At 46.2% G+C, this 22,139-nt stretch carries 24 protein-coding genes and 1 rRNA gene; 23 read left to right on the plus strand and 2 right to left on the minus strand.

The genetic code is table 11. The features are described from left to right. Positions 1 to 23: 23 nt before the first annotated feature. The 18 genes from AC6F33_RS00805 to AC6F33_RS00890 all read left to right on the plus strand — a co-directional run bounded on the left by AC6F33_RS00805 (position 24) and on the right by AC6F33_RS00890 (position 11,829). Positions 24 to 677 carry an adenylate kinase gene (locus AC6F33_RS00805; protein WP_255748607.1) on the plus strand — a complete coding sequence of 218 codons (654 nt, stop codon included), beginning with the start codon at positions 24 to 26 and terminating at the stop codon, positions 675 to 677. Beyond that, entirely contained in the window at positions 674 to 1,423 is a 750-nt protein-coding gene (gene map, locus AC6F33_RS00810) for a type I methionyl aminopeptidase (protein WP_255748606.1), read from the plus strand. Before AC6F33_RS00805 ends, map begins: the two co-directional genes overlap by 4 nt. A 16-nt stretch (positions 1,424 to 1,439) precedes the next feature. Continuing rightward, a complete protein-coding gene (locus AC6F33_RS00815; protein ID WP_255748605.1) occupies positions 1,440 to 1,748 on the plus strand; it encodes a KOW domain-containing RNA-binding protein in 309 nt (102 codons plus the stop codon). A gap of 8 nt (positions 1,749 to 1,756) precedes the next feature. Further along, the gene (gene infA, locus AC6F33_RS00820) at positions 1,757 to 1,975 is read left to right on the plus strand and encodes a translation initiation factor IF-1 (RefSeq protein ID WP_010024579.1); all 219 of its coding nucleotides are present in this window, start codon (positions 1,757 to 1,759) and stop codon (positions 1,973 to 1,975) included. A gap of 31 nt (positions 1,976 to 2,006) precedes the next feature. Continuing rightward, positions 2,007 to 2,120, plus strand: coding sequence for a 50S ribosomal protein L36 (rpmJ, locus tag AC6F33_RS00825; protein ID WP_010024581.1), 114 nt, complete (start codon positions 2,007 to 2,009; stop codon positions 2,118 to 2,120). Positions 2,121 to 2,138: 18 nt separating this feature from the next. Next, positions 2,139 to 2,504: a 30S ribosomal protein S13 gene (rpsM, locus tag AC6F33_RS00830; RefSeq protein WP_255748604.1), complete on the plus strand. Its 366-nt coding sequence runs from the start codon at positions 2,139 to 2,141 to the stop codon at positions 2,502 to 2,504. A 21-nt stretch (positions 2,505 to 2,525) separates the two neighbouring features. Then, positions 2,526 to 2,918 carry a 30S ribosomal protein S11 gene (gene rpsK / locus AC6F33_RS00835; RefSeq protein ID WP_255748603.1) on the plus strand — a complete coding sequence of 131 codons (393 nt, stop codon included), beginning with the start codon at positions 2,526 to 2,528 and terminating at the stop codon, positions 2,916 to 2,918. Positions 2,919 to 3,075: 157 nt separating this feature from the next. Beyond that, complete coding sequence (locus AC6F33_RS00840; protein WP_255748602.1) at positions 3,076 to 4,020, plus strand: DNA-directed RNA polymerase subunit alpha; 945 nt, start codon at positions 3,076 to 3,078, stop codon at positions 4,018 to 4,020. 82 nt (positions 4,021 to 4,102) lie between these two features. After that, on the plus strand, positions 4,103 to 4,468 hold the full coding sequence (gene rplQ / locus AC6F33_RS00845) for a 50S ribosomal protein L17 (protein ID WP_255748601.1): 366 nt from the start codon (positions 4,103 to 4,105) through the stop codon (positions 4,466 to 4,468). A 241-nt stretch (positions 4,469 to 4,709) separates the two neighbouring features. Next, positions 4,710 to 5,549, plus strand: a complete 840-nt coding sequence (locus AC6F33_RS00850) for an energy-coupling factor ABC transporter ATP-binding protein (protein ID WP_255748600.1) — start codon at positions 4,710 to 4,712, stop codon at positions 5,547 to 5,549. Beyond that, positions 5,525 to 6,397: an energy-coupling factor ABC transporter ATP-binding protein gene (locus tag AC6F33_RS00855; RefSeq protein ID WP_480948106.1), complete on the plus strand. Its 873-nt coding sequence runs from the start codon at positions 5,525 to 5,527 to the stop codon at positions 6,395 to 6,397. The genes AC6F33_RS00850 and AC6F33_RS00855 overlap by 25 nt, the downstream gene beginning before the upstream one ends. After that, a complete protein-coding gene (locus tag AC6F33_RS00860; RefSeq protein ID WP_255748648.1) occupies positions 6,387 to 7,184 on the plus strand; it encodes an energy-coupling factor transporter transmembrane component T family protein in 798 nt (265 codons plus the stop codon). The genes AC6F33_RS00855 and AC6F33_RS00860 overlap by 11 nt, the downstream gene beginning before the upstream one ends. Before the next feature lie 18 nt (positions 7,185 to 7,202). Then, complete coding sequence (gene truA / locus AC6F33_RS00865; RefSeq protein WP_255748598.1) at positions 7,203 to 7,943, plus strand: tRNA pseudouridine(38-40) synthase TruA; 741 nt, start codon at positions 7,203 to 7,205, stop codon at positions 7,941 to 7,943. 248 nt (positions 7,944 to 8,191) lie between these two features. Continuing rightward, entirely contained in the window at positions 8,192 to 8,629 is a 438-nt protein-coding gene (rplM, locus tag AC6F33_RS00870; RefSeq protein ID WP_255748597.1) for a 50S ribosomal protein L13, read from the plus strand. A 20-nt stretch (positions 8,630 to 8,649) separates the two neighbouring features. Then, a complete protein-coding gene (gene rpsI / locus AC6F33_RS00875) occupies positions 8,650 to 9,042 on the plus strand; it encodes a 30S ribosomal protein S9 (protein ID WP_255748596.1) in 393 nt (130 codons plus the stop codon). Between the two features lie 316 nt (positions 9,043 to 9,358). Further along, complete coding sequence (locus tag AC6F33_RS00880; RefSeq protein WP_255748527.1) at positions 9,359 to 9,913, plus strand: biotin transporter BioY; 555 nt, start codon at positions 9,359 to 9,361, stop codon at positions 9,911 to 9,913. A 17-nt stretch (positions 9,914 to 9,930) separates the two neighbouring features. Then, a complete protein-coding gene (gene bioB, locus AC6F33_RS00885; protein ID WP_255748526.1) occupies positions 9,931 to 10,923 on the plus strand; it encodes a biotin synthase BioB in 993 nt (330 codons plus the stop codon). 471 nt (positions 10,924 to 11,394) lie between these two features. Then, entirely contained in the window at positions 11,395 to 11,829 is a 435-nt protein-coding gene (locus AC6F33_RS00890) for a DUF2383 domain-containing protein (RefSeq protein ID WP_500777541.1), read from the plus strand. A 68-nt stretch (positions 11,830 to 11,897) separates the two neighbouring features. Here the strand turns inward: AC6F33_RS00890 and AC6F33_RS00895 are convergent, their stop codons facing one another. Further along, positions 11,898 to 15,611, minus strand: coding sequence for a hypothetical protein (locus AC6F33_RS00895; RefSeq protein ID WP_500777542.1), 3,714 nt, complete (start codon positions 15,609 to 15,611; stop codon positions 11,898 to 11,900). A gap of 213 nt (positions 15,612 to 15,824) precedes the next feature. Between AC6F33_RS00895 and AC6F33_RS00900 the strand changes: the two genes are divergently transcribed. From AC6F33_RS00900 to gerD, 4 genes are all read left to right on the plus strand, one after another. Continuing rightward, the gene (locus AC6F33_RS00900; RefSeq protein ID WP_255748522.1) at positions 15,825 to 16,259 is read left to right on the plus strand and encodes a DUF2521 family protein; all 435 of its coding nucleotides are present in this window, start codon (positions 15,825 to 15,827) and stop codon (positions 16,257 to 16,259) included. Between the two features lie 71 nt (positions 16,260 to 16,330). Continuing rightward, on the plus strand, positions 16,331 to 17,041 hold the full coding sequence (cwlD, locus tag AC6F33_RS00905) for an N-acetylmuramoyl-L-alanine amidase CwlD (RefSeq protein ID WP_255748521.1): 711 nt from the start codon (positions 16,331 to 16,333) through the stop codon (positions 17,039 to 17,041). An 84-nt stretch (positions 17,042 to 17,125) separates the two neighbouring features. Further along, positions 17,126 to 18,169: an iron-sulfur carrier protein/transcriptional regulator SalA gene (salA, locus tag AC6F33_RS00910; protein ID WP_480948101.1), complete on the plus strand. Its 1,044-nt coding sequence runs from the start codon at positions 17,126 to 17,128 to the stop codon at positions 18,167 to 18,169. A gap of 623 nt (positions 18,170 to 18,792) precedes the next feature. Then, positions 18,793 to 19,377: a spore germination lipoprotein GerD gene (gerD, locus tag AC6F33_RS00915; protein ID WP_255748519.1), complete on the plus strand. Its 585-nt coding sequence runs from the start codon at positions 18,793 to 18,795 to the stop codon at positions 19,375 to 19,377. Here the strand turns inward: gerD and AC6F33_RS00920 are convergent. Then, positions 19,374 to 20,126: a polysaccharide deacetylase family protein gene (locus AC6F33_RS00920; protein WP_255748518.1), complete on the minus strand. Its 753-nt coding sequence runs from the start codon at positions 20,124 to 20,126 to the stop codon at positions 19,374 to 19,376. The two genes, gerD and AC6F33_RS00920, sit on opposite strands and share 4 nt — an antisense overlap. A gap of 384 nt (positions 20,127 to 20,510) precedes the next feature. On the opposite strand from AC6F33_RS00920, the gene AC6F33_RS00925 reads away from it, so the two are divergent. Further along, positions 20,511 to 22,059, plus strand: a 16S ribosomal RNA gene (locus tag AC6F33_RS00925). The last annotated feature ends 80 nt before the right edge of the window (positions 22,060 to 22,139 follow it).

Genomic DNA, 22,139 nt, shown 5'->3' on the forward strand with positions numbered 1-22,139 from the left:
GTGAATGAGTCAGGAGGAGTACAATGAATCTTATTTTAATGGGACTTCCTGGTGCCGGTAAAGGCACTCAGGCTGAGCGAATTGTTGATAAGTTCAGTTATCCTCATATCTCAACCGGCGACATGTTTCGCGCGGCGATTAAGGGTGGCACGCCACTAGGGAAACAAGCAAAGTCGTTTATTGATCAAGGGGCGCTTGTTCCTGATGAAGTGACAATCGGCATTGTCAATGAACGCTTGTCTGAGAGCGATACGAATAAAGGTTTTCTTCTTGATGGTTTTCCTCGGACGGTTGAGCAGGCTGAAGCGCTTGATCATATGATGTCGGAAAAAGGAAAGAAGATTGATGCAGTTCTCTATATTCGTGTTGATCCTGAGAAGCTGCTCGCTCGTCTTACAGGCCGTAGAATCTGTTCCGAGTGTGGAGCAACGTATCACTTGACGTTCAATCCCCCCGCAAAAGATGGGGTTTGCGACAAGTGCGGCGGCGCTTTGAAACAACGCGCAGATGATAATGAAGCGACTGTTCATGAAAGGCTGCAGGTGAATATCCGTCAGCAGCAGCCGCTGCTCGACTTTTATGAAGCAAAGGGATCTTTGAAAACAATCAATGGAGATCAGAATATCGATGATGTTTTCCATGAAGTTTCAAAGATCTTGGGCGACCTCGCCAAGTGATTACGCGGAAAACGATTGAAGAAATCAATAAAATTCACATTGCGGGAAAAATAGTCGCACGAACGTTGGAAACCTTGCGCCAGGCTATTCGTCCCGGCATATCGACCATTGAACTCGATACGCTGGCAGAGCGCTTGATAAGAGATGCGGGAGCAGAGCCATCATTTAAAGGATATGACGGTTTCACGCGCAGCATCTGTACATCCGTCAATGATCAGTTAGCCCATGGCATTCCTGGTTCCTATGTTCTGCGGGACGGAGACATTATCAGTATCGATATTGGTGCCAAGTATGAAGACTTTCATGCAGACTCCGCCTGGACTTTCCCCGTGGGCACGATTTCTGAGACGACCCGAAGACTTCTGGAAACGACGGAAGAATCGCTGTATAAGGGAATTGCCGAAGCAAAGCCGGAAGCACGGCTGTCGAACATTTCCCATGCGATTCAAAGATGTGCCGAGTCAAGTGGATTTTCCGTCGTACGTGAATTAACGGGTCACGGCGTTGGGCGCGAGCTTCACGAAGAGCCGGATGTACCGAATTACGGAAGATCCGGCCGAGGCCCTGTTTTGAAAACCGGAATGGTGCTGGCGATTGAGCCTTTAGTTAATGAAGGCAGCCGTGATATCTGGATGGTTGAAGATGATGACTGGACTTTGATGACCCAGGACGGACAACCGTGTGCTCATTTTGAACACACCATTGTTATAACGGAAAATGGAAATGAAATCTTGACAAAGCAATAAGTGAAGGTGATGATTGATGGGTAGTGATCAAGCCCCTTTACCTGTTCCCGGTCAGCTCGCACGTGTGCTGAAGGGAAAAGAATCGGGTTCTTATTTTGTCATTGTGCGGCTTATCGATCATCGTTTTGTTGAAATAGCAGATGGCGACAAGAGAAAGTTTGACAATGCAAAAAAGAAGAACATCAGCCATCTTGAACTTCAAAAATATATATCTGTCGAAGTACAGAAAAGTCTGCGCGAGATCGGACGCGTGACAAACGGAAAACTGCGTTTTGCCATCGCTCATTTTTTGGATGGAAAAATCAGCAACAAGAGGGAAGGGTGAGTCAGCCGATGGCTAAGGAAGATGTCATTGAAGTTGAAGGCACCGTAATCGAACCACTGCCTAATGCAATGTTTCGTGTGGAATTGGAGAATGGCCATAAGATTTTAGCTCATGTATCCGGCAAGATCCGTATGCATTTCATTCGCATTTTGCCGGGAGATAAAGTAACGGTCGAGTTGTCGCCATATGATGTGTCGCGCGGCCGCATTACGTTCAGGCATAAATAATTGCTCTGCGGTGTATAAGGAGGTTTCAATAATGAAGGTAAGACCATCAGTTAAAAAGATGTGTGAAAAATGTAAGATTGTCCGCCGTAAAGGTGTTGTCATGGTGATTTGTGAAAATCCAAAACATAAACAAAGACAAGGTTAAAAGGAGGTGCTCTGACGTATGGCTCGTATTGCAGGTATCGATATTCCAAGAGAAAAACGTGTAGTTATCTCACTAACCTACATCTTCGGCATCGGCCCGACTACGGCTAAGAAAATTTTGGCCGAAGCCAACGTTTCTGAAGATACACGTGTGCGCGATCTGACTGAAGAAGAACAGACACGTATCCGTGAAGTGGTTGACCACTACCGCGTTGAAGGTGATCTTCGCCGCGAAGTTTCTCTGAACATCAAGAGACTTATTGAAATTGGTTCATATAGAGGCATCCGCCACCGCAGAGGTCTGCCGGTTCGCGGACAAAACACGAAAAACAACTCACGTACGCGTAAAGGTCCTAAGCGCACGATGGCTGGTAAAAAGAAATAAGTAAAGGAGGGTTAAACATTTATGGCAAAAGCACAACAACGTACGCGTAAGCGCCGGGTTAAGAGAAATGTGGAGAACGGGGTGGCACACATCCGTTCAACATTTAACAATACGATCGTTACCATTACGGATCCGCACGGTAATGCTATTGCATGGGCTAGTGCAGGCGGCTTGGGTTTCAAAGGTTCCAGGAAATCCACTCCTTTCGCAGCACAGACTGCAGCGGAAGCAGCAGGCAAAAGCGCAATGGACAGCGGTATGAAATCGGTTGAAGTATCTGTTAAAGGACCGGGTGCCGGCCGTGAAGCAGCAATTCGTGCACTTCAGGCTGTAGGACTTGAAGTGACAACAATCCGCGACGTCACTCCGGTTCCGCACAACGGCTGCCGTCCTCCGAAACGTCGCCGCGTTTGATTGTATAGCTCGCTATTAATCTGTTAATAATGCAACTATGAATAAACGTGTACACCAAAAAAACTGAGAAGCACGCCGTAAGCCCATATGAAATGGTAACATTTTGGCCAACGCGCGCTGACGAAGTATCGACGTTTTGAAGGAGGGTTCATATTTGATGATTGAGATCGAAAAGCCAAAGATCGATACGGTTGAAATAGCAGACGACGGAAGCTATGGAAAGTTTGTTGTTGAACCGCTCGAACGTGGATACGGCACGACTCTGGGTAATTCTTTACGTCGAATTTTACTTTCATCCCTTCCAGGCGCGGCTGTAACAACGGTACAGTTTGATACTGTGCTTCATGAATTTTCTACCATTGAAGGCGTTGTGGAAGATGTAACAGCGATCATCCTGAATGTTAAAAAGCTTTGCTTGAAGCTTTATTCGGATGAAGAAAAGACATTGGAAATTGACGTTCAGAGACCGGGAAAAGTGACAGCTGCCGATATTATCCACGACAGTGACGTGGAAATATTGAATCCTGATTTGGAAATTGCGACACTCGACGAAGGAGCTCACTTCCACGTGAGAATGATCGCTAAGAAGGGCCGCGGCTATGTTCCTGCAGAAGGAAACAAAAGCGACGACCTCCCGATTGCTGTGATTCCAATCGATTCAATTTACACACCGATCACACGCGTGAACTATCAAGTGGAAAAAACTAGAGTTGGTCAGGTAGCAAATTATGATAAACTGACGCTTGACGTCTGGACCGATGGAAGCATCCGTCCTGAAGAAGCAATTGCTTTGGGCGCCAAAATTCTGACGGAACACTTGAATATCTTCGTTGGTTTGACTGATCAGGCGCAAAAAGCTGAGATCATGATCGAAAAAGAAGAAGATAAGAAAGAAAAAGTGCTTGAAATGACGATTGAAGAACTTGATCTGTCCGTAAGGTCTTATAATTGTCTGAAACGCGCCGGAATTAATACTGTCCAAGAACTGACCCAGAAGAGTGAAGAAGACATGATGAAGGTTCGGAATCTTGGACGGAAGTCTCTTGAAGAAGTTGAAGAAAAGCTGCACGACCTCGGCCTTGGGCTGAGAGTGGAAGAGTAACCAGTTGACCAGACAAGGGATTATTTTTCTTTTTTGCGCAAAAAAGAAAGATTTAAGGCAGGAATAAAGGAGGTACAAGTAAATGGCATATGCAAAATTAGGCCGGGATTCAGCTGCGAGGAAGGCGCTGTTCCGCGATCTAGCGACCGACTTGATTATTAACGAACGGATTCAGACAACGCATTCCAAAGCAAAAGCACTTCGCCCGATCGTTGAAAAAATGATTACGCTGGGTAAACGCGGCGATCTGCACGCACGTCGTCAGGCTGCGGCTTTTATCCGCAATGAAGTTGCTGATCAGGAAGCAAATCAGAATGCGGTTCAGAAACTGTTTGATGATATTGCTAAGCGCTACGCAGAGCGCCAGGGTGGTTATACACGCATCTTGAAAGTAGGTCCTCGTCAAGGCGATGGTGCCGAAATGGCAATTATTGAACTGGTTAAATAATCAGTGATTTACGAGAGGCAGAATTCGGGTTCGCATGAGCTTGGATTTCTGCCTTTTTTCGCACAATCAGAAGACATTCTGAAAATTTGATGAGTGTTCATTTGTACTTAATTTCAAGACCAGTCTATAATTCATTACATGAGAGCAGCATGAGTTGAGATGAGTGCGAATGGCTTGTCTATTCGCGATACATAGAAAAGCAGACGCATTTATGCGCCCCTGAGAGGAGTGGAGGCACTAGATGGAGAAGATCATTGAAGTGAGCGATCTGTCCTATCGCTATTCTGAAGAACAGCCCTATGTGTTAAAAAATATCAATTTTACGGTAAATAAAGGTGAGTGGCTTTCCATTGTTGGTCACAATGGTTCAGGAAAATCAACCTTGGCGAAATGTCTTAATGGGCTGATCCTTCCTCAAAAAGGAACGGTGAATGTCGGTGGTTACGTGACCTCGGATGAGGAGAAGATTTGGGAGATTCGCCGTTTAGTCGGCATGGTCTTTCAAAATCCGGACAACCAGTTTGTCGGTGCGACGGTTCAGGATGATGTCGCATTCGGTATGGAAAACCACGGCTTGTCACGCGAGGTCATGATCGAACGTCTGACAGAAGCACTGCGCCTTGTAAGGATGGATCAATTTGCAAAGAGTGAACCGCATCGCCTTTCCGGCGGACAGAAACAGCGTGTTGCCATCGCAGGCATTGTCGCACTTCGCCCGCTCATTATAATTATGGATGAGTCAACCTCAATGCTTGATCCGGAAGGAAGGAAAGAAATTATCCAAACCGTACGCGCATTGAACAGAGACCGTCATCTAACCGTCATTTCGATTACCCACGACCTTGAAGAAGCCATTCATTCTGATCGCTTGCTTGTTATGAACGACGGACAATTGATTCGAGAAGGAAAGCCGCGTGATATTTTCAAGTCGACCGAACTACTTCGGAAGGTTGGCCTAGATTTGCCTTTTGCAATAAAAATGCGCAATGCATTGCGAGCTAAAGGTGTGCCTCTGTCGGACACAGCATTATTTCAGGAAGAGTTGGTGGATGAGCTATGGACATTACATTCGAGCATGTGACTCATGTGTACGGCCGAAAGACCCCATTTGAGAAGCGAGCCCTTGATGATGTTTCGATTCGTATTCCATCCGGCTCCTTTACATCCATTATTGGTCATACGGGGTCGGGAAAATCGACCTTGGTGCAGCATATAAATGGACTTCTGAAACCGTCTGAAGGGAAAATAACCGTCGGCGATTTTGTGATTCATGCGCATGAAAAGAAGAAAGATTTTAAGGAACTGCGGAAAAGGGTCGGCTTTGTCTTTCAATATCCGGAACATCAGCTTTTTGAAGAGACAATTATCAAAGATGTATGCTTCGGCCCGATGAATTTCGGCGTTTCCGATGCGGAAGCGACCAAGCGTGCAGAGGAAAGCTTGCAGCTGGTCGGACTCCCGTCATCATTTTGGCATCGTTCGCCCTTCGATCTCAGCGGAGGACAGATGCGTCGGGTCGCGATTGCCGGCGTTCTCGCGGTTCGTCCGCAGGTGATCATATTAGACGAACCAACGGCAGGACTTGATCCAAAGGGCCGTGAGGAAATACTCAGCTTATTCGATGATCTGCATTCTCGACTGAATCTGACGGTTATCATGGTCACGCATAACATGAGCGATGCGGCTAATTACTCAGATCAAGTTATTGTTATGGGCGGGGGCAAGCCATTACTGGCAGGTTCGCCGAAGCACGTATTTTTGCAGGAAGATCTGCTTCGAAAAGTCGGTCTTGATATCCCGGAGACAATGTTATTTCTGAATAAAGTGCTTGATAAAGCAGGGAGTAAGGATAAGATACCCGCATTCACAATCGATGAAGCGGCTGATTCAGTGATCAGTATATTAAATGGGGTGAAGGATCATGTTTAATCTTGTTATCGGTCAATATGTGCCGCTTGATTCGTATGTACATCGCCTTGACCCTCGTTCGAAGCTGATCAGCGTCTTTCTCTTTGTGATCATTGTTTTCCTCGCTAATAATTGGCTGACAAATATACTGATGGTGTTATTTTGCTTTGCTGGCATTTTGCTCTCGAAAATGCAGTTCTCTTACATTTACAGAGGGTTGCGCTCTGTTCTGATCATTGTATTGCTCACCTTTGTCCTTAATCTTTTTATCGCGTCAGGCGGAACAACTTTGTTCAGCCTGGGCTGGCTTCACGTGACAACGGGCGGTCTCACTCAGTCTTTTTTTATTGCAATTCGAATCATGGTCATTATTGTGGTGACAACGCTGCTCACGTTAACCACGTCGCCAATTGAGATTACCGATGGCATGGAGAGTCTGCTCAATCCGTTTAAAAAGCTTAAAATGCCAGTTCATGAGTTTGCACTGATGATGTCGATTTCGCTTCGTTTTATCCCGACATTACTCGAGGAAACGGAAAAAATTATCAAGGCTCAGGCTGCGCGTGGTTCAGATTTTACGACCGGCTCGCTGAAAAGTCGAATCAAGGCAATTGTTCCGCTGCTCGTCCCGCTGTTTGTCGGTGCATTTAAGCGAGCGGAAGACTTGGCGATGGCGATGGAAGCAAGAGGATATCATGGTGACGCGGGCCGGACCAAGCTTCATCAACTGAAATGGAGCTGGCGCGATTCATTGCTAATTTTTGCAATGGTTCTTCTCGCGCTGCTGCTGATCTTTACGAGAAATTAAGCGATTTTAGGTGAAGTCATGACAAAAATTAAATGCACGGTTGCCTATGACGGCACGCTGTTTCATGGTTATCAAGTACAGCCCGGAAAACGGACAGTGCAACGTGACATAGAGGCTGCGCTCTCGCGTATGCATCACGGTCAGCTAATCAAAATTACTGCGTCGGGTCGGACGGATGCCGGGGTTCATGCATTCGGCCAAGTGTTCCATTTTGAAACGCCGCTGCGCATTCCTGAAGATCGCTGGCCGCTTGCACTGAACAGTCTGCTTCCGAATGACATTTATGTGCGGCAGGCGGAGGAAGTTCCTGAGCAGTTTCATGCGCGTTACGATGTGAAAAAGAAGGAGTATCGTTACAGGCTGCTGACACGGCCCGAGCCGGACTTGTTCCGCAGAGCGTACACGTCACACATCAAGCAGCCGCTTGACGTAGACGCTATGAACCTGGCTGCAGCGGAGATTCTTGGAACACACGACTTTTCATGCTTTTGTGCGGCAAATACGGATGTCAAGGACAAGGTGCGGACCATCTATCATTTGTCCGTTCAGCAGGAGAAAGATGATGAGATGGTAATTCGGGTTGTCGGCAGCGGATTTCTGTACCAAATGGTTCGTATTATAACCGGAACCCTTCTGGATGTTGGAACCCATAAAATCGCATCGGACAAGGTGGCGGAAATCATAGCCGGACGCGACAGACAAGCCGCTTCGGCAACGGCACCGCCGCAAGGGTTGACTCTGTGGCAAGTTACTTATTAAAGCGGCGTTTTGACAGCAAGGAAGCAAAGAACGAATTGTTCGAATGCCTTGACATTAGTGCCAAGATATTATAAGATATACTTCGGCATTTCTAATTTGACCACTATTAGCCCCAAAGATATTGGCTCAATTAGATGACTGAAACGGTGAGAGAGCAATGACCTTATTGGCTCTCAACTCAGACGCGGTTGTGGGTCGCGCATGAGACAAGAATATGAATGTTTGATTTGCTTAGAGGAGGAAATAACGTGCGTACAACTTTTATGGCCAACGCGGCTAATGTTGAGCGCAAATGGCTCGTTGTCGATGCCGAAGGCCAAACGCTTGGTCGCTTGGCAAGTGAAGTGGCAGCCATTCTGCGCGGTAAAACAAAACCGACTTTTACACCACATGTTGATTGTGGCGACAATGTCATCATCATCAATGCAAACAAAATCGAATTAACCGGCAAGAAATTGCTGACGAAAAAATACATTCACCACTCAGGTTTTCCAGGTGGTATCAAAGCGCGTTCTGCACAAGATATGCGTGCAACACGCGCGCGCGACATGCTTGAAAGAACAATCAAAGGCATGCTGCCGCACAACAGTCTCGGAAAAAAATGTTTCTTGAAACTTCATGTCTATGAAGGCGCGGAACATCCGCATGCCGCACAACAACCAGAAGCTTATACGCTTCGCGGTTGATCAGGGAGGGAAAATAGATAATGGCACAAGTTCAATACTACGGCACCGGACGCCGTAAAAGCTCTGTCGCTCGCGTAAGGCTCGTACCTGGCGAAGGCAAAGTTGTCATCAACGGCCGCAGCGCCGATGAATTCTTTAATCTTGAAACACTGCGCACGATTCTGAAGCAACCACTCGTTGCAACAGAAACCGAAGGCAGATATGATGTTCTTGTTAACGTAGAAGGCGGCGGCTTCACAGGCCAAGCCGGTGCAATCCGTCACGGCGTTGCCCGCGCACTGCTCGAAGCTGATCCTGAATACCGCGCTGTTTTGAAGAAAGCCGGATTCCTGACGCGTGACCCAAGAATGAAAGAACGTAAGAAATACGGACTCAAAGGCGCACGTCGCGCACCACAGTTCTCAAAACGCTGATTTGTCAACGTTTCAAGCCCCTTTTCGAGAGATCGAAAGGGGCTTTTTTCATGGCCAAAAACAGCCCCGTGACGATATTTTGACGATATTTAATTTTCTTTTGCATTTTTCATGTAGTCTTCGTACTTTCTGACTTCCTCGATTTTGATTCATTTTTATGCCTTCTCACGTCTGATCGTTTGTCCACTAATAAACACATTAAAATCACTAATGAAATATGCGTATGCAAAATATGTTAACCTTAATTTATTTTGGGTTGACGTATTTAAAAGGTAAACTTAAAATTATATTTTGTTAACGAAAGGAGAATGTGTCTTTGAAAACAAAATCGCTTACTTTAATTTCATTGTTTGTTGCGATGATGATTGCCTTTGGTGCACTGCCTGCCGTCGCTATTCCGTTTATCCCCGTTCCGTTTACTTTTCAGATGATTGGTGTCATGTTGGTCGGCAGTATTCTTGATGCCAAGAAAGGACTTGCGGCTATGCTTGTTTTTACTGCACTTGCGGCTGCCGGTGTTCCGGTATTGTCCGGATACCGTGGCGGTTTGGGTGTTCTGCTCGGACCGACTGGAGGCTACGTACTTGCATGGCCACTTGCTGTATTTGTTATTGGCCTACTTACTGATTACATAAAAATAGAAAAATGGATGGTTTTCGGGCATTACCTCGCGATACTTGTCGGTATTCTGATTATCTATGCAATTGGTGTATCGTGGTTTGCTTTTTATAATCATCTTTCGCTTCTTGCAGTTGCAGAGAGCAACTTAATACTTTTTCTTCTTGACCTTGTTAAGACAGTTCTATGTACTGTGGTCGCTGTTCAACTAAAACAGAGGCTTTCAGTTATAAGAAAATCTAAAGCAGTTTAAAAAAGGATGGTGCACTTTTGAAATGGTATGATTTAGCTCAGAGTATTATTGCCGGTGATGCATGTACAGCAGAAGAAGCACAGCAGATTTTGAATGTTCCCGATGATGAAACATTGGATCTTGTCTGCGGTGCTTACCAATTACGAAAATATTATTTTGGAATGAACATGAAATTGAATTTGATTATTAACGCTAAAAGTGGTCGTTGTGCAGAGAACTGCGGCTATTGCTCACAGTCTATTTATGCGGATACATCGATTAAAGAATATCCGCTTGTTAGTGAGGAGATCATCGTGAACGGTGCCAAACAAGCTTATGAAAATCAAATTGGTACCTACTGCATTGTAATGAGTGGGCGAAAAGCAGCGCCTAGAGAAATACGCGCAGTTTGCTCAGCAGTTGAAAAAATAAAAGAAACAATGCCGACAATGAAAATATGTGCATGTCTCGGCTTGATTAATGAAGAACAGGCAAAAGCACTAAAGAAGGCCGGTGTTGACCGATTTAATCACAACTTGAATACAAGTGCCTCTCATTATAATCAAATTGCAACCACACATCATTACCAGGATCGTGTAGACACCATTGAAGCGGTCAAAAAGGCAAATATTTCTCCATGTTCCGGCATCATTTGCGGAATGGGAGAAACGAATGAAGATATCATTGACATGGCTTTTGCTCTGAGAAAATTGGACGCAGACTCAATTCCGGTGAATTTTCTTAATCCCATTCCGGGAACAGAACTAGAGAATATGCACGAATTGACGCCAAACCGTTGTTTGAAGATTTTAGCGCTTTTTCGTTTTATGAATCCGACAAAAGAAATACGTATCGCCGGCGGTCGTGAAGTGAACCTGCGTTCCTCACAGAATCTTGGACTTTATATTGCAAATTCAATTTTTATTGGAGATTATTTGACAACAGAAGGTCAAAGCAAGTCGAAGGATTATCAAATGATTGAGGATCTCGGCTTTGCAATTGAAGCCAAAACAGTCGAAACCAAAATATAAACATGCAAATGAATGAATCAAACAATTATTTAATAGAAAAATTTTCTGTTTATTGCGGAAAATGATGGAAATAAAAAAGATTGAACCGATAAATTAAGTGATCAAAGAACTTAATCCCCTTGACGGACCTACAATGTAGGCCCTTTTTTTACGTTCAGCCATGGTTAAGCAAAAATTAAGATTTGAAGTGCACAATAATAGATGAAGCTACAACAGCTTCCTCCTTAGGTCCCCCTCGGGGGTCCATTAATTTAAATTTTTAAGTAATTGCTTCCCCCTGTATTACTTTTCTTGGGACTCTGCGGAGTCCTATTTTTTTGCACAACTAGAAACGATAAAATTCAAAGAGTAAGTCTCTAATCAACATGTATGGACGTTATGATCGTTTTTCTCAAATCTCACATATCAGTTAAACGGGTAGACTGATGATTTTGCTTTTCTTGGAAATCCTAAAAGTGAAAGGTGCGATTAATGATGAAAAATGAAGAAATAGCCGCTCTAAATGAACTACTGAAAGGTTTATATATGGGCATCCACGCCTATGATCATTTTATGGAAAAAGCAAAGGATTCTGACCTCAAGCAAAAGTTTCAAACGATCCAGTATGAAATTAGGGAACAGGCACTGCGCATTGTCGAACGCGTGCAGGATCTCGGCGGCACGCCTGTTGAAACTGCCGGTTTAATTGGTGCCTTTCAAGATTATCTCGTCAAATTGAGGGTCCCTAATGAGGACGGTCAAATCATTCAAAAGGCGATTGAAGGCGAGCAGCTTGGTATTGAGATGACCGAAAAGATGGTGCGCGGAGATCTCTCAGCGGAAAGTGAACGGGTCGTCAGGGAAGTGCTGGATCAGGATCGATCGCATGTGGATAAGCTGAGGGCAATGATTGGACAAACCGTGTAAAAAAATTCAGAAGCAGCAAAAAGACGGCTCAGAAATTCAACATGAGCCGTCCATTTTTTTCAAACTAATTAATGCCATGCATTGAGGTAATGCTTGATTTTTTGCATCATTGACTCGCGCGGCGGCAAATTAAGCTTGGCGCGGCGGAGCTTATCCTGTCTGGTCCACTCAGCGATACTGGCGATGGCGATCAGCACGAATCCGCCGATGACTAGATAAAACCACCAAGGCAGCTCGATCCACATATGGCGCCGGTTATACAGCAAGCTTATAATGAGCGCAACGATGCTCGTGAAGAAGTAGGACTTATATTTTAAAAGAAATCCGATGCTCGTGCCGACTAATGCCACAATAGCGAAGGTGAGCAGGGCTCCTGTCTCGCCGATTGTAAGCGCAAGCAGCATCAGGCGTAGATAAATAACGGCAACCGCAATCCATTCAATGCGCAGAGCATAGAGACTTGTGCTCCATAGTTTGCGGCAGGACAGTGAGACAATGATCAAAAAGAGCGCGGCAAGCAGTACATGATTCATAAAAGGAAAGAGTGGACTCTTTTGCAGAATAATCGCTGCCGGCCAAAGTAAAGCGATCAGCGCTCCGTTCATCCATATTTTCCGTTCTAAAAGGTGCACACTGCGGTACGCGTTCAATGCGCCATATATGACCACAAGACAAGCAGCGGTCAGCTTTCCAAAATAAAGGTTGTGCGCGGCCATGTACCCGTAAAAAGCGAACAGATAGGCAAAAGCCGTGATGAGTTCATAATTAAGTGAAAAATTATTTTTCTTAATAAAGGGTTTCTGCTGCCAGAGTGAAATGGTGAGCAGAACCAGTGAAGCACTGAGAAAGCTTGCAGTTTTAATTGCAAAAGGTGCATGCACAAGATTCAGCCAAATCAGAAGGGAGAGCAGCATCATGGGTACAATGCTCAGGCTCTGCAGACGATAAACGTAAAGGAATACAAGCAGTCCGAGTGAGGCACAAATGCCAATTAAGGTAATGATGACGCCTGAGAGATCCCAAGTTGTGCGAACGGCGACCAGTGCTGTGAATGCTAAAAGACAGAAAACGGTCGGATGCAGGACGCAGCGCCATGATTCCTTGCTAAAAACCCAACACAACGTTGCAACGAGTGTGGTCAGTGCCAGCGAATAGACCGCGTCTTGTGTGATCGGCAGAAGATCCTGAAGCCGAGAGCCCCAAAGGAAAATGAGCAGGAGAACAATGTTGCTGAATACATAACGTTCAACAATTTTAACCGCATGCCAGGCAAACCATACAAATCCGCCAAGCGGAATGATCATCCAGTAGAATGGATCAAGAAAGGCAGTTGGCACGGCGAGACCAAGAAAAACAAGTGTCGGATAAAAGGCAGTCCGTTTCCATGAGCTGTTTGCTTTAATATAAAACAAGTATAAAATCACGGCTGTAACGGAAACACATTGCCAGAAGCTTATTCCGGTCATGGACCAGAAAACTTGAATATTTTCAAACAGCCCGAGGACAAGGATGGCAGAGCAGCAAAAGCTGATCAGCCGAGCTGTCGCGTTTTTCGTTTTGAAGCAATAGAACATATAACCTCCTGCTGCCAGGAGCGACACCACAGGAAAAGCTGGCGCTTCAAAAAAGCTGTTCCAAGTGAGTAAGACGCCGAAAAGCATAAGTATATGTGTCAGCCAATAATAAATGGGTCCGGCAATCGTCAGCTTTTTTTGATTAAGTAGGTAGCATGCTGCTACAGCCGTGAGCGCCGCTGCTTCCAGGTAGAGTACAAGCCCTGTAACCTGAACGCCATGGCTTGCAAGCAGCCAAACCGGATAAAACAGGGCGGCTCCGGCAAGTAGTCCATGCAATGCCGCCCATAAATCGTTAGGGTTGCGCATCAGGAGTACGGCAGAAATCAGCACGCCGTAAATGAGGATAACGAGACCTGAAACAGTTGGTCCTGACGCAATTTCATTAAACATAAACAGAAGCGAAAGCAGGTAATAAACACCGCTTGTATAAAGGATGGTCATCCGGTAGGCGCGGTTGTACGTGCGTGCGAGCAGGTGAGCCGCGAGCAGTACGGTACTCGCAGATACTAGTTGGATATCGTAGTGCCAATGCTCAGGGAAAAGGATAAGCAGTACAAGCCCGAATACAGCGGATTGAGTATGCCCAGCGATCTTTGCGCTCAGATCCGTACGTAGTAAGCTGGTCAGCAGCATGAGTGCCCAGACGATCAACGCCCAGGTCAGCCACTCCCATTTGTCAAAAATCGCATAGCTCGCGATCAAGCTGAGCAGCATGAAACTTGCGGTTACAATCGGAATCGCCGACTGATAACTTGACATGAAGCGTGCTGTCCTTTTATAGAGGAAAAGCCCTGTATAAAGCACAATACTGAGAATCATCACGCAGCGAAGTTCAGTCGCAAAAGAACTTTTAAAGATAATGCAGGCGTCAAAGACGAGCGTATAAGCAGCAAACAATGCAGCGTAAGGAAACCATGTCTTCGGATGCCGCCAGGTCAAATAGACGAGAATGCCGAAAATAACGGCAAGGCAGAGCGGAGACAAAAAGTAACTCATGCTGTTCGGCTCAATAGCAATTTTGAAATACGTGATGAACGGAATCATGATGCAGAACAAGCAGCAGGCGGCAGCGCTTAAATGCTGGTAAACGCGAGCCCAGAGCGGATCTGCGAATCGCTGAATGCCAAATTCCGAAAGACCGGTATAGAAAATAAGCAGAACGGTCCATAAAATGATCGACAGTGAATAATTGTGAGTAAACAGTATCGTTTGTTGAAAAGTCAAAGCGCAAAAAAACAAATAACCGGCATGGTAGCCCTTGGACAATCCTTTATAAACGCACCAGAGAAATGCGCAAGACACAAGTAGGGTTACGATCGCATACACGGTTGCTGGACGCCAGAAGGCTAAAGCGAGCAGAGCATTCGCCGCAACAAGAACTTGCGTAAACAGTTGGTCGTACTTCAGTGTGTAGTGAAAAAAGCGGGACTGTCTCACGCGCTGCAAGAAGTAAGGTGCGGCGAGCCATATAAGACTAAACAGGTTAATGAGCACTTGCCATGCAGTTACTTGATGGGTCATGAAGTAGGTGCCGAAGCACAGTGCGGCGTAGCTGAATAAAAGTGACAGGCCTTCAAAGAGGCGGGACGCAAAACGCCGGGCAATCCAATGATAGAGCAGAACAAAGAGCAGGGATGAGACAAAGCCGAGAAGCGATGCACCGTTACCATGAAGAGCGAAATAGGTGCCGAAAAGCTGATAATAGGAAGCACAGACAAGCACAATAGGAAGAAAGAGCGCAGATAATGTAGTGAACGCGAAGGCTGTTTGACGGATGTGAAGCTTTCGCGCAATGAAGCTCATTACAGAAAAGACAATGGAAACAGAAAGAATGGCCAGCATCTTCACCCAAGCATTCATCGTACCCCAGTTCGTTGTTGCTAAAATGAATCCGCCGAGAAGAAGAAATGAAACACCTAAAATCAGCACCAGCGTCAAATTTTTTTCGCGAAGCTGCTCGCGGGTCAGCTTTTTCTTCGGCTGCTTGGGGACGTGTGCCGCTTTGCTTTTGCGGGCGTCTAACGGCTTCGGCTTTTCACTCAGCAGTTTTTTCGGCTGCGCGGGCGGCACTTTGGGTGCCTCGTTTATGTGCGCGATATAGCGTGTATAGACGGTGCGGAGACGTGACGCCTCGGCTTTGGTCAGATAACCGCCTTGCAGCATTCCTTCGATCTCGTCGAAAAATAGTCGGGTTCGATCAGCCAAGCACAATCACCTCCGGATTACTTCTCCATATTTAATTTTTCTTAACATAAGTATCAGTTTTTCATAAGACCGCGTCAATGCTTCAGAAGCAAACATTTTTCGTACTGTTTATGCTTCCACCACTTTCCTTATGGGCGGAAGCAGCATGGAAAAAGCTGTTACGGTTGATCGAAGCTCTCTTGCCTGATGATAAAGAGGGAAGGAGGAGCGATCATGGGTGTTGTCATGGATTTTAAAGAGAAACTGCGTCATAAACAGCTCGATTCAGAACGCCGGGCGCTTCAAGATTTATCGTTTTCTAAAATTGAACAGGCGGTGCAGGATTATTTTGACCGTTATTTAGTACTTGTTCCTGCGGCCGCAAAAACCGGCAAAGAAATGTGCGCAGAATACGCACTTGAGAGCTTCTTGCTGGGTTCTTCGATGGGACGCTTCGGCTTTTATGGGGAAGAAAAAATCGAAGCATTCAAACGAAGCAAAATTGAATTTTATGCCCTTTATGACGACTTTTATGATTTCTGGCTTTTCTGGGGAGCAGATCAGCAATCACTTGATGACCTGCAGGATACTTGTCGCAAATACTTATTCAACTGGTGGTCAGAGGGATTTGATGCCTCGCTGAAACGTTGGCGTCTCAAGCTTCACTAATCCGCGCATAATCGCAGGCTTTGTCCATATATATGAGATAGAGACAGGCTTGCATGTGTGGGGGGATTGGCGTGAGACGCAGATGGTTATTTTGGGGATGCATGGTTGTAGTGCTCGGCTTTGTGACACTGGCCGGTGTCAAATGGCTGGTAAGCTGGCATACGAGTCAGAATTGGCATACACCGCTCGCGGGGCGGGTTATTGTCATTGATGCAGGGCACGGCGGACCGGACGGAGGCGCGGTGGGCGGAAGTACTGAAGAAAAGGATATTACGCTTAAAATTGCACAGGATGTGCGCAATTACTTACAGGAAATGGGTGCTGTTGTAATGATGACCCGGGATAAAGACATGGATTTAGCGGATGACAATTATGAAGGGCGGCATAAAAGGCAGGATCTCGTGCGTCGGGCAGAACTTATTAATAAAACGCATCCGGATGCGTTTGTCAGTGTTCATCTTAATGCGATTCCAATGCCAAGCCTGCATGGTGCGCAAACCTTTTACCACCCGAAATTCAGCGAGAACCGCAAGCTCGCTCTGTTCATTCAGGATTCCTTGAAACGCAATCTCGGCAATACAAATCGGTACGCGAAACCAATCAGCCATGTCTATCTGCTGAAAAAGGCGGAGGCACCGTCCGCGCTCGTTGAGGTAGGATTTCTCTCGAATGCCCAGGAGCGTGCGCTGCTCGTACAACGTGATTATCAAAAACAAGCGGCAGCTTCCATTAGCCAAGGCGTCATGCGTTATTTCACAAATGAAAAGGTCCCTTCTGATTAAAGCAAAGGTGTTCAATTACTGGGTTTTTGGTACCCGGATTGGTATACTGAAAATGCATGCATTAGCGGAAGGGTTGGTGAGAATATGATCAAAAAACAGCAGGTTTTGGACGTGCTGAAAACCGTCCAGGACCCCTTTTTGCATAAAAATCTTTTGGAAACACAGGCATTGAAGGAATTGACGATCGAGGATGATCACGTTCGCATGGACATTGCTCTTGCTAAGCAGGACCAAGTGAAACAGATGCAAATTCAGGTCGAACTCTCGTCAAAAATTAAAGAGCAAGGCGCAAAAGCGGTGAGCATTCGTTTTGCAGTGCTCAGCGATGAAGAAATCAAACAGTTGGGCGGTTTTCCCGTTGATCTGCCGACACTGCTTTCACCTGGAGTGAAAACAGAGTTTATCGCTGTAGCGAGCGGGAAGGGCGGCGTCGGAAAATCCACGGTTTCCGTCAATCTTGCGCTCGCACTTGCACGGCAGGGAAAGAAGGTCGGCTTGCTGGATGCCGATATTTACGGCTTCAGTGTGCCGGATATGATGGGCATTGAGAAGCGCCCGGCGATAAAAAATGACCGGATTATCCCGGTTGAGCGGTTCGGTATCAAAATCATTTCCATGGGCTTCTTTGTTGAAAATAATTCTCCGGTCATTTGGCGAGGCCCAATGCTCGGCAAAATGCTGAATAACTTCTTTAATGATGTATACTGGGGCGATCTTGATTATTTGGTACTCGATCTGCCGCCGGGAACCGGTGATGTGGCCATGGACATTCACAGCAAATTGCCGCATTCAAAAGAGATTATTGTCACCACACCGCATCCGACCGCTGCATTTGTCGCGGCACGTGCAGGGGCAATGGCAACTCACACCAAGCATGAAATTCTCGGTGTTGTTGAGAACATGGCGTATTATCAAAGCAAAAAGACCGGAGAGATTGATTATGTCTTCGGCAAAGGCGGCGGCGACAAACTCAGCGATCTGCTGCACACCGATCTTCTCGGCCGAGTGCCGCTTACGCAGCCGCAACCGAAAGAAGGAACGTTCGCTCCGGGCGTCTATTTTGAAGACGACCCGATCGCTCCGGTGTATAACGACATTGCAAAAAAGGTTATTAGCAAATTATCTTGATTTAAAACAAATCACCCCGGTCATTGGATGCTGGCATCCTAGATCCGGGGCTTTTTATTTGCCGCAGCCGTGTTTAAAGATGAAAACATGTTCACACCCTATCTTTCTCGATCATAGACGGATGATACGCAATAAGCCCGTAAGATTTGCTGACATCTGGACTTGTAACGAATCGTGGAAAGGTGGTAACGAAATCACAAAAAGTTGAAACGAACAAAGTTCAGTAATTATGCGGTTGGCTTTCGCTTTTATCGAATTGGTTTTAACTTTCTGGTTTCGCTTTAACTTTTGATGGATTAGCTTTAAGTTTACCGCCGTTTACTTTCACTTTTATAGGTTTGGCTTTAACCTTCTGGTTTCGCTTTAACTTTTGATGGATTAGCTTTAAATTTTCTGCTGTTCGCCTTCACTTTTCTCGCTTTCACCTTAACTTGCACTGTTTGTTGTCCTTCATGCGCTTTTATACACTTCGCAATCACTCCCTAACTATGCAAAATCCTACCTAATCCAAACAGTTCGATATTACCTTTTAATCATGTGATTGAATCCGAATTACCTGAATAAAAAAGTGCGGTTCACACATATTAAAGCAGGGACATTGTTGGTTAGGGAGGATCGCATTTATGGCTAGAGTACTATCATTGATCATGTGTACCGCTATGCTCGTCAGCTTGGCAGGCTGCGGAAACGGGCAAAAACCGCCAACCTATCAGGAAAATAAAAAAATGGTTTTGGATCTGCTCAAAACGGATGACGGTAAAGACACGATTAGGGATCTATTGAAGGACAGTGAAATGAGACAAGCCATTGTACTGGATGATCCGATTGTTCGCAAAACAGTGGTACAGACACTCACGACTGAGCAAGGGCAAAAATTATGGCGGCAACTATTTAACGATCCGGACTTCTCTGAACAGCTGGCAAAGACCATGGAGAGCGAAAATGAGAAATTATTAAAACAGATGATGAAGGATCCAGGGTATCAAGGCATGATGATGGATATTCTGAAAACACCTGAAATGCAGCAGCAGTACTTGAGTCTTCTTAAAACTAAGCCGTTTCGCGGACAAATCGAGCAGACCATTGGCGAACTTATGGCGACTCCTCTCTATAAAAAGCGGCTTGCTGATGCGATCATCGCGGCTTTAAAGAAGGAACAGGAAAAGTCGGAAAGCCAACAAAGTTCAGAAAGTCAGGAAAATCCTTAATCCATCAACTTGCTTTTTGACTGCGTATCAGAAATAAGACTCTTCACTGTGACAAATTGATACCCTCTGTTTTCAAGTTCTCTTATAATAAGTGGCAATGCACGATCCGTTCCCTTTGCCGAGTCCGAAGCATGGAGCTTAATAATGTCTCCTTTACCGGTTTTGCGTAAGACGCGGCTGACGATGACTTTATAACCTGGATTTTTTTCATCACGAGGATTCACACTCCAAAGCACCACCTGCTGATTTAGACTGCCGGCCGTACTCAATGTCTCTTTATTTGTCTTTCCGAAAGGCGGCCGAATCATGTTTGGGCGTTCGCCAAGTGTTTTATAAATAGCCTCACGCCCAAACAGGATGTCTGAGCGGACACGAGACGTGTCCAATTGCGTGTAATCTTCATGCCGCATTCCGTGGGATTCAACCTCATGACCGTTTCGTGCCATACTGCGAACAAGGCTCGGATGCCGTTCGGCCCATTCTCCGGAAATGAAGAAGGTCGCTTTTACATGTTCTTTATTAAGGGTCTTCAGAATCAGTGGGAGCTGCTGATCTCCCCAATTAATGTCGAATGTCAGAGCCAGATGCTTCTGATCAGTCTCAACTTTTGAGAGCGCTCCGGTTGATTGAATCGGTGTAAACACATCCGTCTCTTGTTTTTGAACGAATAAAATCAGCGCCGCAAAGAAGGCGGCAATAATAATCAGCATGATGTTCTTTATACGTTTGCCGTTGATGATCCAAAGCATGAGTGGTCCACCTCGTTCGAATGTTTGTACCATTGTATGGGCAAGCTCTGGTGAATATGCGGACGGCCTTTATATACAGAAAGAATAAAAAAACTGTTGACATTTTCTTTATAGCTGGTAAAATAAATTTTGTTGTCTTTCCGAAATAATGATTTGATGCGATCGAGTGATCAAAATTAAATTTAAAAAAGGGTTGACAATGAATAGTTAAGAAGATATAATTGTTTAGGTTGTCTGATAGAGACGATGAAGAATGTTCCTTGAAAACTGAACAAAAGCCAAGCGTGATATAAGGGTTTTAAACCCCATAATCAATTCAATTTTGCTATGGATCTTATGAACGAAAAAGCAAGGTCGGATCTCGTATCCGACATCAAGTAACACTTTTTGGAGAGTTTGATCCTGGCTCAGGACGAACGCTGGCGGCGTGCCTAATACATGCAAGTCGAGCGCATAGAAGGGAGCTTGCTCCCGGAAGTGAGCGGCGGATGGGTGAGTAACACGTGGGTAACCTGCCTGTCAGACTGGGATAACTGTGGGAAACCGCAGCTAATACCGGATAATCCCCTGCACCGCATGGTGCAGGGCTGAAAGATGGTTTCGGCCATCACTGACAGATGGGCCCGCGGTGCATTAGTTAGTTGGCGGGGTAACGGCCCACCAAGACAGCGATGCATAGCCGACCTGAGAGGGTGATCGGCCACATTGGGACTGAGACACGGCCCAAACTCCTACGGGAGGCAGCAGTAGGGAATCTTCCACAATGGACGAAAGTCTGATGGAGCAACGCCGCGTGAGCGAAGAAGGTTTTCGGATCGTAAAGCTCTGTTGCCGGAGAAGAACGTGCAGGAGAGGAAATGCTCTTGCAGTGACGGTATCCGGCCAGAAAGCCACGGCTAACTACGTGCCAGCAGCCGCGGTAATACGTAGGTGGCAAGCGTTGTCCGGAATTATTGGGCGTAAAGCGCGCGCAGGCGGCTTCTTAAGTCTGATGTGAAATCTTGCGGCTCAACCGCAAACGGTCATTGGAAACTGGGAAGCTTGAGTACAGAAGAGGAGAGTAGAATTCCACGTGTAGCGGTGAAATGCGTAGATATGTGGAGGAATACCAGTGGCGAAGGCGGCTCTCTGGTCTGTAACTGACGCTGAGGCGCGAAAGCGTGGGGAGCAAACAGGATTAGATACCCTGGTAGTCCACGCCGTAAACGATGAATGCTAGGTGTTAGGGGGTCCAACCCTTAGTGCTGAAGTTAACACATTAAGCATTCCGCCTGGGGAGTACGACCGCAAGGTTGAAACTCAAAGGAATTGACGGGGGCCCGCACAAGCAGTGGAGCATGTGGTTTAATTCGAAGCAACGCGAAGAACCTTACCAGGTCTTGACATCCTCTGACAAGTCTAGAGATAGGCCGTTCCCCTTCGGGGGACAGAGTGACAGGTGGTGCATGGTTGTCGTCAGCTCGTGTCGTGAGATGTTGGGTTAAGTCCCGCAACGAGCGCAACCCTTGATCTTAGTTGCCAGCATTCAGTTGGGCACTCTAAGGTGACTGCCGGTGACAAACCGGAGGAAGGTGGGGATGACGTCAAATCATCATGCCCCTTATGATCTGGGCTACACACGTGCTACAATGGGTGGTACAAAGGGCAGCGAAACCGCGAGGTCGAGCTAATCCCATAAAGCCACCCCCAGTTCGGATTGCAGGCTGCAACTCGCCTGCATGAAGCCGGAATTGCTAGTAATCGCGGATCAGCATGCCGCGGTGAATCCGTTCCCGGGCCTTGTACACACCGCCCGTCACACCACGAGAGTTTGTAACACCCGAAGTCGGTGCGAGAACCTTTATGGACTCAGCCGCCGAAGGTGGGACAAATGATTGGGGTGAAGTCGTAACAAGGTAGCCGTATCGGAAGGTGCGGCTGGATCACCTCCTTTCTAAGGAAACGATCAATAGCGAAGCGCTTGGACTTTTGTTTGGTTTTGAAGGAATCATTCCTTCACCGGCGTGCCGAAAG

It is taken from the genome of Sporolactobacillus sp. BBK16-2 (assembly GCF_059878335.1).

Bases quoted from the DNA above. Each gene is read 5' to 3' on its own strand.
- rpsK (WP_255748603.1), top strand. From the start codon at position 2,526: ATGGCAAAAGCACAACAACGTACGCGTAAGCGCCGGGTTAAGAGAAAT.
- AC6F33_RS00815 (WP_255748605.1), top strand. From the start codon at position 1,440: ATGGGTAGTGATCAAGCCCCTTTACCTGTTCCCGGTCAGCTCGCACGT.
- AC6F33_RS00855 (WP_480948106.1), top strand. From the start codon at position 5,525: ATGGACATTACATTCGAGCATGTGACTCATGTGTACGGCCGAAAGACC.
- salA (WP_480948101.1), top strand. From the start codon at position 17,126: ATGATCAAAAAACAGCAGGTTTTGGACGTGCTGAAAACCGTCCAGGAC.
- gerD (WP_255748519.1), top strand. From the start codon at position 18,793: ATGGCTAGAGTACTATCATTGATCATGTGTACCGCTATGCTCGTCAGC.
- rplQ (WP_255748601.1), top strand. From the start codon at position 4,103: ATGGCATATGCAAAATTAGGCCGGGATTCAGCTGCGAGGAAGGCGCTG.
- AC6F33_RS00840 (WP_255748602.1), top strand. From the start codon at position 3,076: ATGATTGAGATCGAAAAGCCAAAGATCGATACGGTTGAAATAGCAGAC.
- rpmJ (WP_010024581.1), top strand. From the start codon at position 2,007: ATGAAGGTAAGACCATCAGTTAAAAAGATGTGTGAAAAATGTAAGATT.
- AC6F33_RS00805 (WP_255748607.1), top strand. From the start codon at position 24: ATGAATCTTATTTTAATGGGACTTCCTGGTGCCGGTAAAGGCACTCAG.
- AC6F33_RS00850 (WP_255748600.1), top strand. From the start codon at position 4,710: ATGGAGAAGATCATTGAAGTGAGCGATCTGTCCTATCGCTATTCTGAA.
- AC6F33_RS00920 (WP_255748518.1), bottom strand. From the start codon at position 20,126: ATGCTTTGGATCATCAACGGCAAACGTATAAAGAACATCATGCTGATT.
- AC6F33_RS00890 (WP_500777541.1), top strand. From the start codon at position 11,395: ATGATGAAAAATGAAGAAATAGCCGCTCTAAATGAACTACTGAAAGGT.
- infA (WP_010024579.1), top strand. From the start codon at position 1,757: ATGGCTAAGGAAGATGTCATTGAAGTTGAAGGCACCGTAATCGAACCA.
- AC6F33_RS00900 (WP_255748522.1), top strand. From the start codon at position 15,825: ATGGGTGTTGTCATGGATTTTAAAGAGAAACTGCGTCATAAACAGCTC.
- rpsI (WP_255748596.1), top strand. From the start codon at position 8,650: ATGGCACAAGTTCAATACTACGGCACCGGACGCCGTAAAAGCTCTGTC.
- truA (WP_255748598.1), top strand. From the start codon at position 7,203: ATGACAAAAATTAAATGCACGGTTGCCTATGACGGCACGCTGTTTCAT.
- rpsM (WP_255748604.1), top strand. From the start codon at position 2,139: ATGGCTCGTATTGCAGGTATCGATATTCCAAGAGAAAAACGTGTAGTT.